This window comes from Blastomonas natatoria (assembly GCF_003201955.1).
Classification (GTDB): domain Bacteria; phylum Pseudomonadota; class Alphaproteobacteria; order Sphingomonadales; family Sphingomonadaceae; genus Blastomonas; species Blastomonas natatoria.
Genome location: NZ_QJJM01000001.1, coordinates 475,434 through 487,879 on the forward strand (window position 1 = coordinate 475,434; position 12,446 = coordinate 487,879).

Consider the following 12,446-nt stretch of genomic DNA (forward strand, 5'->3'; position numbering starts at 1 on the left):
CGCGAAGTTGGAACCGCTATTCCCCTGTCTTCACCTTGCGATAGGGAACAAACTGGCTGAGCGCGCAACTACCCAGTGGTACGCCAATGCGCATATCCTGCACCAGCACGATATCGCCCGCGCACAGGCGGCCGACCGGGGTCTGCGAGATCATCGTGTTGTCGCGGGCGCGGGGGCAGCCCAGATACGGCGTGTTGACGTACACTACCGAGCCATCGTCGTAGAGCAGCACATCATCGCTCGCCGCGGTGGAGCGGCGCAGGCGGATGTTTGGAATGCAGTCAACCGGATCGCCCGCCACCCGGTCTTTGAGATAGATTTTCGCGAGCTTCTGGCCGCGCTCATCGAGTTTGGCGATAGCATCGGTTGTCCGCGCGCGGATTTCTGTATCACGGCTGTCCGATGCGATCAGTGGGGTCGCGCAGGCGAGCGCGGCGAGGCTGAGCATGAGGGGCATGTTGCGCATGGTCGTCATCCTATTGTTCGGCCCCCTGAGGCAGCCAGTATAACCCAGCCCTTCGCACCTCGCCAGCGGCTTACCAGGTGCCGGTATTGGGCATCGACACCCAGGGTTCGGCGGGCTCCAGATGCCCTTCCTGCAACAGCTCGACCGAAATGCCGTCTGGGCTGCGGACGAAGGCCATATGGCCGTCGCGGGGCGGGCGGTTGATCGTCACGCCTGCGTCCATCAGCCGCTGGCAGGTTTCGTAGATATTCTCCACCCGATAGGCGAGATGCCCGAAATTGCGGCCGCCGCTGTATTCCTCCGGGTCCCAGTTGTGCGTGAGTTCGACCTCGGCAACGCCTTCCTGGCCGGGCGCTGCGAGAAAGATCAGCGTGAAGCGCCCCTGTTCGCTCGAGAAGCGGCGCGTTTCCTTGAGGCCGATCAGTTCGAAAAATTTGATCGTCGCATCGGGATCGGTGACGCGGATCATCGTGTGGAGATATTTGGTCATTATACTGGCCTCAATTCATCGCAGTTAAGACACGGTTCATCGCAGCTCGGTTAGTCGATCAGGCGTGTCGTCGGGGGTGTATGTTCCCCGCAGATATAGGCGGCGCGCAAGGCATTGGAAGGACTTTCGGACATGGTTGATGGTGGGGGATCGGACGGATCGGGCAGGCGCGGCTGGGTGCGCGACAATGTGTTTCTCGCCAGTGCCGCGATATTGGCGATCGGCATGGTGGCGGGCGGCTATCTGCTTGGCGACGGTCTGCTGCGCGCCAAGCAGGCTGACCGATCGGTGACGGTGCGCGGTCTGGCGGAAAAGGACGTGACGGCGGATCTTGCCACCTGGACGATAGCCTATTCGGCCCAGGCCGACGACCTTGCGACCGCTCAGGCCGATATCGATGCCGATACAAAGGCGCTGCGTGGCTTCTTCACCGAACTGGGCTTTGATGGCGATGCGCTGCAGCCGACGGGCGCGAACGTGTCACAGTTCAACAACAATTACGGATCGACCACGTACACCATCCGCCAGCGCATGTCGCTGCGGACCAACGACATCAGGAAGGCGCAGGCGGCAGTGAAACGCCAGTTCGATCTGATCCGGCGCGGTGTCGTGCTCGAAGAAGGATCGGGCATGGCTTACAGCTTTACCAAGCTCAACGACATCAAGCCCAGGATGGTGGCCGAGGCGACCAAGGACGCGCGCGCATCCGCCGAACAGTTCGCCAAGGACAGTGGCACCGATGTCGGCGGCATCAAGAGCGCGACCCAGGGCTATTTCTCGGTGGAATCGCGCGATGGCGACAGCGGCGGCAGCTGGGGCGTCAGTGACACGCCGTACAAGAAGGTCCGCGTGGTGACGACCGTGGACTTCTACCTGGATTGATGGGGCATACAAAATCCTCCCCGGAACGGGGAGGGGGACCGTGAGCGAAGCGAATGGTGGAGGGGGAGCGGGATAGCGCCCTGCTTGAACCACAATGCCTAATCGCTTCCCCTCCACCACGATGCTGCGCATCGCGGTCCCCCTCCCCCCTCTGGGGGAGGATTTTTTTTTCACGGATTACGGCTTTGCTGGGGGCACGGCGCTCTCCGCCTCTGCCTTGTCCAGCTCGCTCAGATGGGCACGCGCCGTTTTTGCGATCGGTCCTTCCGGGCGGATTTCGACAGCCTGTGTCCAGTTGCGCCGGGCAACATCATGTTTCCCGGCGCTGGCGGCAATGTTGCCCGCCTCCAGCGCCACTTCGGGATCACGCGGGGCCAGCCGGGCGGCGATGTCGATATCCGCCTGCGCGCGATCGAGCTTGCCCAGGCGCCGCGCGAGCGTGGCCGACAGCAACCAGGCCAGCGGATCTTCCGGCGCCAGCTTGTGCGCCTCGGCCAGCGCGATTTCCGCCGCATCGGTCTTGCCTGCAACTACGAGCGCGCGGGCCCGGTCGAGATGCAGCTCTCCCAGCAAAAGACCTTGTGCCACTCCCTGGGCCATTGCGGCATCGAAATAGGTCAGTGCCTTGTCCGCATCGCCAGTGGCGAGCACTGCATTTCCGGCCTGGGTCCACAGATTCGTGGCGCGCTTGTCTCTCGCTAGCTCGGCATCGCGCGCTGCATCGACAAAGGCATCGGCTGCGGCGGCCCAGCGGCCTTCCTTGGCATAGGCAAAGCCCAGGCAATGGCGCGCGAAATAGCCGCCGCCGGCGATCAGCCACTCATTGGCTGCAACGATGCCGCTTGCAGGATCGTCGGTTGCCATATCCATGCAGGCATCGAACCTCGCTTCGTCGGCCACCGGCGACGTGAAGCCGCGCAGGGAAGGGCTGGGGCGTGGGTCCTCGGCGGGTTGTGAGGCTGGCTGTGATGGCACAACCGGGGCGTTGGCATCGGCGGGGCCGATCTGGCTGAGTGCAAGCAGCAGCGTGGCGGTGAACAGGGTCATGGCGGCTCCTTGACCTGCGCGACCTTAACCGGCGCTGGCTGGCTGGCGCGCCGCAGCGGCTATGGCAGCAGCAAAGGCCCTGCCTCCATCGGCCGTGCGATCCAATGATAGCCACGGCTCGATCAGCTCTATCTCCATCAGCGCATAGCCGCCCCGGCCATCGCCGACCATGTCTATGCGGGCGTAGAGCAGTTCCGCGTCGATCGCCTGCAAGGTCGCCAGCGCCAGAGCGCGCGCTGCCGCTGGAGGATCGACCGCCTGCGACTGCCCGCCAAACTGGCCCTGCACCCGGAAATCGCCGCTGGCGGGACGCTTGAGAATGGCGTGGGCAAACTCTCCGGCCAGCCAGAACAGCGAATATTCGCCCTCGCTGGCAATGGCAGGCATCATCGGCTGCACCAGCATGGTTTTGCCGAGAGCCGCAATGGGGCAGGTGACGCCATCTCGCAGCAGCCAGGTGTGATCCGACGCTGCTGAAACCGGCGGTTTGATGACCAGATCCCGAGCAGCGAAGGCGGAACGCGCTTCAGCCAGTGCCGCCTCGTCCAGCGCATCGCTCAGGATCGTCGGAACGATCGCTACGCCCTTGTCCTGCAGCGCAAGCAGATAGCGCTTGTCGGTATTCCAGCGCAGCACCGGCAGTGGGTTGAGAAAGCGCGTTCCGTCCCAGCGATCAAGCTGATCGTACCAGCGCTGCAGGTCGCGGTGGTAGCCCCATGCCATCAGCGGCAGTGCCAGATCGGCCGATATCGGCGCGACGTCCGTCCAGGCGCGCCATTCTGCCGACAGGTCATGCGCGGCAAGCAGAGGCTCGATCAGGACCGCCTGGTCCTGCCAATCATCATAGCGCTTGAGATCGGCCTTGTCGGGAATAAGGATGCAGATGCGCATGGAACAGGTCCGGCTTTGAGAAGGGGAGCGGTTCGGGCTTGATCGCTCTGCCCTTTGCGGTCAACAGTCCGGCCATGACCGATCCTGCGCCCGTAATCCAGAGCCTGTTTGCCGGGCTGCCCGTCTTCATGCTGCATCTCGGCACCGCGACTGTCGCCTGGGCGCTCGCGCTGGCCCTGTACATGTGGATCACGCCGCACAAGGAATTCGCGTTGATCCGCAATGGCAACGTCTCGGCGGCAGTGTCGCTGGGTGGAGCAGGCCTTGGACTGGCTGTCCCGCTTGCCTTCTGCCTCGCTGCCTCGGTCAATGTATGGGATGTCCTCATCTGGGGGAGCGTGACCCTGATCCTGCAGCTGATCGCCTTTCGCGCGGTCGATCTGGCAATCGGCAACCTGTCGAAGCGGATCGAGGAAGATCAGCTCGCAGCAGCAATCTTTCTGGCGATGACCAAGGTTGCGCTCGCCGCCCTCAACGCGGCCGCGGTTGCCGGATAAGCGAATGGCGGAACCGCTTGCGCGGCCCCGCCATCGGCTTTCGAGATCGGTCGATCAGAAGCGGAACGCAGTGGTCACGCGGATCGAATGGAACTCGAAATTCGGATCGCTGCGACGCATATCGGTCTCGCCGGCGCGCAGCAGGAACGGATTGGTCGCAGGCGCGGTGCCCGGACCCACGTTCACGACATAATCGTCATTGGTATAGGTGTTGTAGAGATATTCGAGGCCGATCGTCATGTTGTTGGCGATCTTGGCTTCGACGCCGCCACCGGCCTGCCAACCCCACGACCAGTCCTTGCCGTTGCGCGGCGTGAAGGCATTGGCGCCATTGGTGGTGCGGAAGCTGTTGTCGATGCGGCCATAGCTAGCGCCGCCGGTGCCGTAGAACAGGATGCCGCCGCCCGGGGTATAGCCTGCGCGGGCGCGCGCCGAGATGGCATAATCCAGTTCGCGGGTGAACACGTAGTTGGCGGGGGTCGAGCTGAATGCGGTCACCGAATCCTTGGCTTCCGACCGGCTGCCTTCGACGAGCGCACCGATCACGAAATTGCCGTAGCGCTTGTCGGCGCCGATACGGATGCCGTATTCGATGTCATTCTGGTCCTGACGGCAGCCATCGCCGGCAATAGCGGTGCGTGCCGAACCGCGGCAGAAGCCGGGGTTGAAGGCATTGGCGCCAGAGGTCGTGAACACGCCATCGCTATAATCGCCGTCGCCGTTTGTGTCGAAATTGACGCCTTCATCGCGCGGGCTGGACTGGGCGGAATAGCCGAAATGGCCACCGACATAGACGCCGTCGAAATCGGTATCTTCCTTGGCCGTCTGGGCAAAGGCCGGGGTCGCCAGCATTGCAACCGCGATGGCCGACAGTGCGGAGAATTTGATGGGGGTTTTCATATTTTCGCGTCCTTGCGTTTTTGTATTCAGACGGATGCCAAACCTACAGATGGCGATCGAGTTCCACAGTCTACCGCTTTGCAGCTTGTATGTTGTGTTTTTGTCACATGATTACCGCCAGCTATGCTTAACATGAACCAGGAATTAATGAGAAATTCGTCGAGTGTTCATCAACATGGTGGAGTTGGACTGTGCAGCTCGATCTTTTCTCATATTGCCGAAATGGGTCCGGCACCGCTTGATTCTGCTGGCAGCGGGGCTAGCGTCGCAATTATGCACAAGTCCGATCTGGGTTCCCTTGTTCCGGTAGAGCGATGAGCAAACGCCGCAGTTCCAATCGCGCAGGATGCCTGCCCTGGGTGCTGGGCGGGATTCTGCTGCTCGTCTGGTTCGGGGGAGATCGCGGAGAATGGGCGGACACTCCGCTGAGTGTCGAGCAGTTCGATCCGCGCAGTCCCCGCCGGCCCATGCCCGACATCGGCGAGGGTTTCGTGATCGCCGATCTGGGACCACAACAGGATAGCCAGGGAACGGCCTTTGCCGTCGATCGCGATGGGACCTGGCTGACTGCGGAGCATGTCACGAATGGCTGCGACCGGATCGGGCTGGTCGCGAGCGATGGCATCGACGCGATTTCCGACGTGTTCGAAAGCCGCGAGGCCGATGTCTCGGTGATCCGATCGGGACCGTTGCCGGATTTTGCGCTGGCACTGACCGAAGAACTGCCGGAAGAAGGCAGTCTGGGCTATCATATGGGCTTTCCGGCCGGAAATCCTTCGGTGGTCGTGTCGCGCTTCCTGGGCGCGGCCTATGCGACGCGCGGCGGGCCGGGCGGACAGAGCGAACCGATCCTCGCTTGGGCAGAGGGCGATCGCCTGCCCGATTTCGATGGGCCTCTCGGCGGGATCAGCGGCGGACCGACTTTTGACGAACAGGGCCGCGTGGTGGGGGTCAATGCGGCATCGACGCCGCGCCGGGGCAGGGTACTGACCACCGACCCCATGGCAATCCTGCGACTGGTCGTCGCCAGCGCGGCGGTCGACGATCGAGGCGAGGTTGCAGATCTTTCGACACCCGATCTGGCCGTGCAACTCTTCCAGGTGCTGCTCGATCGCGGCATCATCCGGCAGGTCTATTGCGATGTCCGCTAGGGCTGGCTAAAGGCCCGGCACGCAATTGCCAGAACGGACCCCATGATGACCGAGACCCCGGAAAGCCCCGAACAGACCCCCGCCGCCGTGAGTGGCGCTGCGGACGTGCCGCCGGACCGGCTCGCGATCAATCCGCGCAGCCCCCATTTCGACGCCGATCTGCTGGGCCGGGGCATCGGCATCCGGTTCAAGGGTGTCGAAAAGAACAATGTCGAGGAATATTGCATTTCCGAAGGCTGGATTCGGGTTCAGGCCGGCAAGACCATGGACCGCAAGGGCCAGCCGCTGACCCTGAAGCTGAGTGGCCCGGTCGAGGCCTGGTACAAGGATCTGGGCGAGGACGCGCCGGTCGCCAGGGTCTGATGCCCTGATCGGCTGCCGGTCATCAGCTTCCGGTCGCGGCGATCAGGTCGCCGATCGGATCGACCGCCAGACGCGGTACCGGCCCGGGTGAAGCCTGCGCCGTCGCCTTGCCCGTCTTGTCCTGCTGTTTCAGATATTTCGCATATTCGCGGCGCTGCTTTTCGATCTCCTTCAGCCGGCGCTTGGCCTCCTTCTCGGCCTGACGCTGTGCCTTGCGCTCTTCGCGGCTGAGCCTGGCCGGTCCGGTGTCGGCAGAGGCGATCTGCACGGGGGGTGTCTGCAACCGGCTCGGCGCGCGGCCCTGCGGATAGATGAATCCGTGCACCGGATAGCGCGTCGTGCCCAGCGCGCCGATCGGCGTGAACCAGACGCGAACCTCGCTCCAGTCATTGGCGGCTGACACGTCCTCGGCCAGAACATTGCGCTCGATCTGTCCCTTGCGGCCGTCGATCGGCGACCAGTTGGCATGATCGAGCAGCACTCGGCGCTTGTCGAGCACCTTGGCCACCGTCGCGACATGGCCAAGCTGCATCGAGCGATAGGGCTTGAACGCCATCACCGCGCCGACCGCAGGCCGCTGGCCGCGCTGGTATTTCCCTTCCGCCTGCTGCCACCAGCTGTGCGCATCGCCATAGATCTCGATGCCGCTTACCTGCCGTGCATAGGGCACGCATTGCAGCAGCGGCTCCTGCGCATTTGCAGGCTTAACCGCGACCAGTAACGCGGCGGCCATCGCCAGAACGGGCAAGGGGGCAATGCGAGGAGCCATCGCGGCAAAATTGCGGCAAAATGGTTGACGAAAAGTTTACCCAAACCCCTGCGTGTTTCCGCTTGTCGCAAACCTGCGCTCGCTTCAGCGTGCCGCCATCGCATGAGGACGATTCGAGGGGGCAACAGATGGGACAAGGCACGCGGCGGCTGGTCGCTGAGGGGCTGGGATCGGGGCTGCTGTTCGCCTGTGTCGTGGGCTCAGGGATCATGGCCGAGGCGCTGGCAGGCGGCAATGTCGCGATCGCGCTGCTTGGCAACACGCTGGCGACCGGCGCGATCCTCTACGTGCTGATCACGATCCTTGGGCCCATATCCGGCGCGCACTTCAATCCGGCTGTGACTTTGGTGATGCGGCTGCGCGGGGAGATCGGAAGCCGCGAGGCGCTGGCCTTCGTGGTCGTGCAACTGGCGGGCGGGATTATCGGCATCTGGGTGACGCATCTGATGTTCGACCTGCCGATCCTGCAGCTTTCCACCAAGGCGCGCGCGGGGATCGGCAACTGGACGGGTGAGTTCGTCGCCACCTTCGGCCTGTTGCTGACCATTCTGGGCGCGGTACGATACCGTCCGGACAATGTGCCTGCGGCCGTCGCGCTGTATATCGTCGCGGGATACTGGTTCACCAGTTCGACCAGCTTTGCCAATCCGGCGATTGCGGTCGCGCGGTCCTTGTCGAACAGCTTTGCCGGGATCGCGCCGCAGGATGTGCCGCTGTTCATCGTGGCGCAGCTTGCAGGCGCGCTTGCGGCCTATGCGGTGGGGCGGAGGCTGTTTGTGGAAGAACTGCCCAGTCCGCAACCGTAGCGCTATGTCCCTCGACTACGCTCGGGACAAACGGAAGAGGGGTGCAGGGCCTTTCCTGATCACCGTTTGTCCCGAGCGAAGTCGAGGGACGTTGCACCGGGCCTGTCCTCCTGACGCTCACACCACGACTTCCCTCATGACAAAGCCGTGCAAAACGCCTATGCGCGCGGCCATCATGTCCAGCCCCATCACTATTCCCGCCCCGCCGAAAGTCGGCATGGTCTCGCTCGGCTGCCCGAAAGCCCTGGTCGATTCCGAACGCATCCTCACCAAGCTGCGCGCCGAGGGCTATCAGATGTCCGGCGATTATGCCGGTGCCGATGTCGTGCTGGTCAACACCTGCGGATTCCTCGACAGCGCCAAGGAAGAGAGCCTCGAGGCGATCGGCGAGGCTATGGCGGAAAATGGCCGGGTCATCGTCACCGGCTGCATGGGTAACGAGGCCGATGTCATCCGCGCGCGCTTCCCCGATGTGCTCGCAGTCACCGGCGCGCACCAATATGAGGACGTGGTGCAGGCCGTCCACGATGCCGCCCCGCCTGCGCGCGGTGCGTTCATCGATCTGGTGCCCGAAGGCGGCATCAAGCTGACCCCGCGCCATTACAGCTATCTGAAGATTTCCGAAGGCTGCAACCATCGCTGCTCGTTCTGCATCATCCCCAGCCTGCGCGGCGATCTCGTCAGCCGCCGCATCGATGCGGTGCTGCGCGAGGCGGAAAAGCTGGTCGCGGCCGGCACGCGCGAACTGCTCGTCATCAGCCAGGATACTTCGGCTTATGGCGTCGATACAAGGCACGAACCGCGCGACTGGAAGGGCCGGCAGGTCCGCGCGCACATGACCGATCTGGCCCGCGAGCTGGGCGGATTGCGCACGGCAAAGGGCAAGGCGCCCTGGGTGCGGCTGCATTATGTCTATCCCTATCCGCATGTCGACCAGGTCATCCCGCTGATGGCCGAAGGGCTGCTCACCCCCTATCTCGACATCCCGTTCCAGCACGCTGCGCCGTCGGTCCTCAAGCGCATGAAGCGCCCGGCGAACGAGGCCAAGGTGCTCGACCGGATCAAGGCCTGGCGCGGAATTGCACCCGACATCACCATCCGCTCGTCGTTCGTCGTCGGCTTTCCCGGCGAGACGGAAGCTGATTTCCAGTATCTGCTCGACTGGCTCGACGAGGCGCAGCTCGACCGCGTCGGCGGCTTCCGCTTCGAACCGGTCGAGGGCGCGGCGGCGAACAGCCTGTCCGATCCGGTGCCCGAGGAGGTCAAGGAAGAGCGCTACCAGCGCCTGATGCAGAAGACCGCCGCGATCAGTGCCGCCAAGCTCGCCGCAAAGGTGGGCCGCACGCTGCCCGTCATCATCGATGAGGTGGGCGAACCCGACGAGGAAGACGGCTCAGTCGGCGCGACCGGTCGCTCGCAGGCCGATGCGCCCGAGATCGACGGCCATGTGTATCTGCGTGACGTGCCGCAGGGGCTGGAGCCCGGGTCGTTCGTCGATGTACTCGTCGAGGATGCCGACGAGCATGATCTGTACGGGGTGGTTGCCGGGCAGGCGTGAATCGATCCGGGCGAGACACCGTACCTGCTGCCAACCGGGGCACCGCCCGTACGGCGATCGGGAGTGACGTTGCTCGATCCATATATCGTTAACCATTCCGTCCTAGGCTGAAATCTCCCAGATTTTGCCCAGACCGTGGATGGTGCCGTGCCCAAGTCTCGAACATTGCCAGCCGGACATGCACAACCCGGTCTTGCGGCCGTGATGATCGTCCGCAACGAGGAACGCTGCATCACCCGCTGCCTCGACAGCGTGCGGCCATGGGTCGACAGGATGCTGGTTCTCGACACCGGCTCGACCGACAGCACCAGAGAGCTAGCCCGGCAAGCCGGCGCCGACGTGCACGAGATCGAATGGCCCGGCAGCTTCTCGGAGGCGCGCAATCGGTCGCTCGACCTGGCGGATGCGGACTGGAACCTGGTGATCGATGCAGACGAGTGGATCCTCTCCGGCGGCGAACTGCTGCGCGCCTGGTGCCGGAATCCTGCGCGCCTCGGCGTCGTCTGTCAGCGGAGCATGATCGAACTTGGCCAGGATGCGCCGGCCGCGGCTGCAAGGGCCGAGGGCCAGCACTGGATCACGCGTCTTCTGCCTCGCGGTGTACGCTATGAAGGCCGGGTCCACGAACAGGCAGCATCAGACCTGCCGCGGATCAGGCTGGAATTGCACCTCGGGCATGACGGATATCTCGACGCGCAGCTGAATGCCAAGCGCGATCGCAACGGCGCGCTGCTGCTGCTGGACCTCAAGGACAATCCCGGCGACCCGTACATCCTCTATCAACTCGGCAAGGAGGCCGAGGTGCGGCGCGAGTTCGGCGACGCGTGCCGATATTATCGACAGTCGCTGGAGGCTACCCCCGGCAGCGCCAACTGGCTGCACTGTCTTTCCACGCACTATCTGTACTGTCTGGGACAGACGGGTGATTTCGATACGGCCTTTGCCTTTGCCGACCAGAACATGACCCGCTGGGCGCATTCGCCCGACTTCTTCTTCGTCCTTGGCAATCTGGCGCTGGACAAGGCCATGACCGACCCTGCCAATGCGCTGGGCGAATGGATTCCGTTCGCTGCTGCCGCCTGGGAACAGTGCCTCGAGATCGGCGACCAGCCGTCGCTCGAAGGCAGCGTGCATGGTCGAGGCAGCCATCTGGCGAGAATGAATCTGGAAGCGATCCGGTCGCAGATGCCCGGCCTCGCAGCCTGAGGGCGATCGGAAGATCGCCACTGTTGTCGCCTGCGCCTGTCGAATCCCGCGCCACCGGCAGCCCCCAATCCCGCTCTCCGGCGAAAGCAGGAGACCAGGAGTCAGGACACGCGCCCGTGCCTCAACGCACGCTTCCCTTTGCGCCTTTGCGTGAAACGGCAGCTGAAAAGGTTTGCACGAAGCCGCGAAGACGCTTTCGAAGGCCCCAAGACCCTTCCCATCCCACCCGAAGTGCATGTCGCCCTGGATTCCGGCTTTCGCCGGAAAACGGGACAACTTCGCGTGCCTATGCGCGTCCCATCCCTGTCATGCTGAACTCGTTTCAGCATCTATCGCGCCTCGGCAGCCGAAGCCGCTTGGGGAAAAATAGACCCTGAAACAAGCCTGTCCTGAGCGTAGTCGAAGGGGTCAGGGTGACGTTGTGTGATGTGTCGACAGTGGCGCAGGGCCTTCGACTGCGCTCAGGCTGAGCGGAGGGATTGGCAGCTTTGGAGGCTCGCTAGAAAAAGCTGCCGTTCTGCAAAGGACCCCTTTGCGGTCATTCTCTAAAGCGCTATGTTTGGTGAGAAAGCACGGTCGTCAGGGAGAGCCTTGGTGATGTTACGCATACGCCCAACCATCATCGCGCTGGCCTGCTTGGCAAGTGCTTGCGCGATTTTCGCAGCTGCCTCGCTTCATGAGGGACTGCTTGAAGGCGGGAAAATGCTGGCCGATTGGGTGGCGACCCGCTGGACGGGCCAACAGATCGAAGTTGTCATGCTATATGCCATGCCTGCTTCACTTGCCGTGATGGCGTTGAGCCTTGCCTTGATTTTTGCCTCGACGCTGAGCGCCAAGAAGCAATGAACTGGTCATGGCAGGTTGTAGAATTGGTCCCATAGCCGCCATTCGTCGATTCACCCATAACTCGCCACAAGAACCGCAACAGCTAATCTTCAAACGCGGACACTCTCCTCAAACCGGCAACCCGCCCTGCGCCTTCGCCTCTTTCAGCACGAAGCTCGTGCTGATCGCCTTGATGCCTGCAATCGGGCGGAGCTTGGTGTTCGCGAAGTCGGCATAGCTGTCGAGGTCGCGGCTGACGACGGTGAGGATATAGTCTGCGCCGCCGGTGACCTGGTGGCAGGCGATGACCTCGTCGAGATCGGCGACTGCTGCCTCGAAATCGCGGGTCACCGCTTCACCATGGTCGGCGATTTCGACGCTGACATAGGCGAGTACGCCGAGGCCCAGCGCGCGTCTGCTCAAGCGTGCGGCATATCCGCGGATCACGCCGTCCGCTTCCAGCCTGCGTACGCGCCGCCAGCAGGGCGAGGCGGACATGCCGACGGTTTCGGCGAGCTCGGCATTGGTCATGCGCCCGTTGTCCTGCAATGCGCGCAGGATGCGGATATCTTCTGCGTCCAGATCAATCATGGGC

The 12,446-nt window shown here is 63.3% G+C and carries 15 protein-coding genes; 8 read left to right on the top strand and 7 right to left on the bottom strand.

From position 1 onward, the window contains the following. Positions 1-16 precede the first annotated feature (16 nt). Together C7451_RS02420 and C7451_RS02425 are read right to left on the bottom strand one after the other, a co-directional pair. A complete protein-coding gene (locus tag C7451_RS02420) occupies positions 17-475 on the bottom strand; it encodes a hypothetical protein (protein WP_110297350.1) in 459 nt (152 codons plus the stop codon). 61 nt (positions 476-536) lie between these two features. Next, a complete protein-coding gene (locus C7451_RS02425) occupies positions 537-956 on the bottom strand; it encodes a VOC family protein (protein WP_110297351.1) in 420 nt (139 codons plus the stop codon). A 132-nt stretch (positions 957-1,088) separates the two neighbouring features. Here C7451_RS02425 and C7451_RS02430 point away from each other — a divergent pair, with 132 nt between their 5' ends. Continuing rightward, positions 1,089-1,838, top strand: a complete 750-nt coding sequence (locus C7451_RS02430; protein ID WP_110297352.1) for an SIMPL domain-containing protein — start codon at positions 1,089-1,091, stop codon at positions 1,836-1,838. A gap of 177 nt (positions 1,839-2,015) precedes the next feature. Here the strand turns inward: C7451_RS02430 and C7451_RS02435 are convergent, their stop codons facing one another. Both C7451_RS02435 and C7451_RS02440 read right to left on the bottom strand, forming a co-directional pair. Continuing rightward, positions 2,016-2,885, bottom strand: coding sequence for a tetratricopeptide repeat protein (locus tag C7451_RS02435; protein WP_110297353.1), 870 nt, complete (start codon positions 2,883-2,885; stop codon positions 2,016-2,018). A 24-nt stretch (positions 2,886-2,909) separates the two neighbouring features. Next, positions 2,910-3,776, bottom strand: coding sequence for an ATP-grasp domain-containing protein (locus C7451_RS02440; protein ID WP_110297354.1), 867 nt, complete (start codon positions 3,774-3,776; stop codon positions 2,910-2,912). A gap of 74 nt (positions 3,777-3,850) precedes the next feature. Between C7451_RS02440 and C7451_RS02445 the strand changes: the two genes are divergently transcribed. Continuing rightward, a complete protein-coding gene (locus C7451_RS02445; protein ID WP_110297443.1) occupies positions 3,851-4,273 on the top strand; it encodes a DUF350 domain-containing protein in 423 nt (140 codons plus the stop codon). A gap of 54 nt (positions 4,274-4,327) precedes the next feature. On the opposite strand, the gene C7451_RS02450 is transcribed toward C7451_RS02445, so the two are convergent. Beyond that, on the bottom strand, positions 4,328-5,173 hold the full coding sequence (locus C7451_RS02450; protein WP_110297355.1) for an outer membrane protein: 846 nt from the start codon (positions 5,171-5,173) through the stop codon (positions 4,328-4,330). A 314-nt stretch (positions 5,174-5,487) separates the two neighbouring features. Between C7451_RS02450 and C7451_RS02455 the strand changes: the two genes are divergently transcribed. Continuing rightward, on the top strand, positions 5,488-6,324 hold the full coding sequence (locus tag C7451_RS02455) for a S1 family peptidase (RefSeq protein WP_110297356.1): 837 nt from the start codon (positions 5,488-5,490) through the stop codon (positions 6,322-6,324). A 45-nt stretch (positions 6,325-6,369) separates the two neighbouring features. Next, on the top strand, positions 6,370-6,687 hold the full coding sequence (locus C7451_RS02460; RefSeq protein WP_110297444.1) for a DUF3297 family protein: 318 nt from the start codon (positions 6,370-6,372) through the stop codon (positions 6,685-6,687). Between the two features lie 22 nt (positions 6,688-6,709). On the opposite strand, the gene C7451_RS02465 is transcribed toward C7451_RS02460, so the two are convergent. Continuing rightward, positions 6,710-7,456 carry a CHAP domain-containing protein gene (locus tag C7451_RS02465; RefSeq protein WP_110297357.1) on the bottom strand — a complete coding sequence of 249 codons (747 nt, stop codon included), beginning with the start codon at positions 7,454-7,456 and terminating at the stop codon, positions 6,710-6,712. Positions 7,457-7,584: 128 nt separating this feature from the next. Between C7451_RS02465 and C7451_RS02470 the strand changes: the two genes are divergently transcribed. The 4 genes from C7451_RS02470 (at position 7,585) to C7451_RS02485 (ending at position 11,872) form a co-directional block, all read left to right on the top strand. Beyond that, complete coding sequence (locus C7451_RS02470; RefSeq protein ID WP_110297358.1) at positions 7,585-8,262, top strand: aquaporin; 678 nt, start codon at positions 7,585-7,587, stop codon at positions 8,260-8,262. A gap of 160 nt (positions 8,263-8,422) precedes the next feature. Beyond that, complete coding sequence (gene rimO, locus C7451_RS02475) at positions 8,423-9,820, top strand: 30S ribosomal protein S12 methylthiotransferase RimO (protein ID WP_110297359.1); 1,398 nt, start codon at positions 8,423-8,425, stop codon at positions 9,818-9,820. Between the two features lie 147 nt (positions 9,821-9,967). After that, a complete protein-coding gene (locus C7451_RS02480; RefSeq protein WP_244181499.1) occupies positions 9,968-11,026 on the top strand; it encodes a tetratricopeptide repeat-containing glycosyltransferase family 2 protein in 1,059 nt (352 codons plus the stop codon). Between the two features lie 597 nt (positions 11,027-11,623). After that, positions 11,624-11,872, top strand: coding sequence for a hypothetical protein (locus C7451_RS02485; protein WP_146215270.1), 249 nt, complete (start codon positions 11,624-11,626; stop codon positions 11,870-11,872). 108 nt (positions 11,873-11,980) lie between these two features. Here the strand turns inward: C7451_RS02485 and C7451_RS02490 are convergent, their stop codons facing one another. Then, entirely contained in the window at positions 11,981-12,442 is a 462-nt protein-coding gene (locus tag C7451_RS02490) for an Lrp/AsnC family transcriptional regulator (protein WP_196490324.1), read from the bottom strand. Positions 12,443-12,446 lie beyond the last annotated feature (4 nt).

Coding starts and splice junctions, on each gene's coding strand:
- C7451_RS02490 (WP_196490324.1), bottom strand. CDS start 12,442: ATGATTGATCTGGACGCAGAAGATATCCGCATCCTGCGCGCATTGCAG.
- C7451_RS02430 (WP_110297352.1), top strand. CDS start 1,089: ATGGTTGATGGTGGGGGATCGGACGGATCGGGCAGGCGCGGCTGGGTG.
- rimO (WP_110297359.1), top strand. CDS start 8,423: ATGCGCGCGGCCATCATGTCCAGCCCCATCACTATTCCCGCCCCGCCG.
- C7451_RS02485 (WP_146215270.1), top strand. CDS start 11,624: ATGTTACGCATACGCCCAACCATCATCGCGCTGGCCTGCTTGGCAAGT.
- C7451_RS02455 (WP_110297356.1), top strand. CDS start 5,488: ATGAGCAAACGCCGCAGTTCCAATCGCGCAGGATGCCTGCCCTGGGTG.
- C7451_RS02445 (WP_110297443.1), top strand. CDS start 3,851: ATGACCGATCCTGCGCCCGTAATCCAGAGCCTGTTTGCCGGGCTGCCC.
- C7451_RS02435 (WP_110297353.1), bottom strand. CDS start 2,885: ATGACCCTGTTCACCGCCACGCTGCTGCTTGCACTCAGCCAGATCGGC.
- C7451_RS02470 (WP_110297358.1), top strand. CDS start 7,585: ATGGGACAAGGCACGCGGCGGCTGGTCGCTGAGGGGCTGGGATCGGGG.
- C7451_RS02420 (WP_110297350.1), bottom strand. CDS start 475: ATGACGACCATGCGCAACATGCCCCTCATGCTCAGCCTCGCCGCGCTC.
- C7451_RS02425 (WP_110297351.1), bottom strand. CDS start 956: ATGACCAAATATCTCCACACGATGATCCGCGTCACCGATCCCGATGCG.
- C7451_RS02450 (WP_110297355.1), bottom strand. CDS start 5,173: ATGAAAACCCCCATCAAATTCTCCGCACTGTCGGCCATCGCGGTTGCA.
- C7451_RS02460 (WP_110297444.1), top strand. CDS start 6,370: ATGACCGAGACCCCGGAAAGCCCCGAACAGACCCCCGCCGCCGTGAGT.
- C7451_RS02465 (WP_110297357.1), bottom strand. CDS start 7,456: ATGGCTCCTCGCATTGCCCCCTTGCCCGTTCTGGCGATGGCCGCCGCG.
- C7451_RS02440 (WP_110297354.1), bottom strand. CDS start 3,776: ATGCGCATCTGCATCCTTATTCCCGACAAGGCCGATCTCAAGCGCTAT.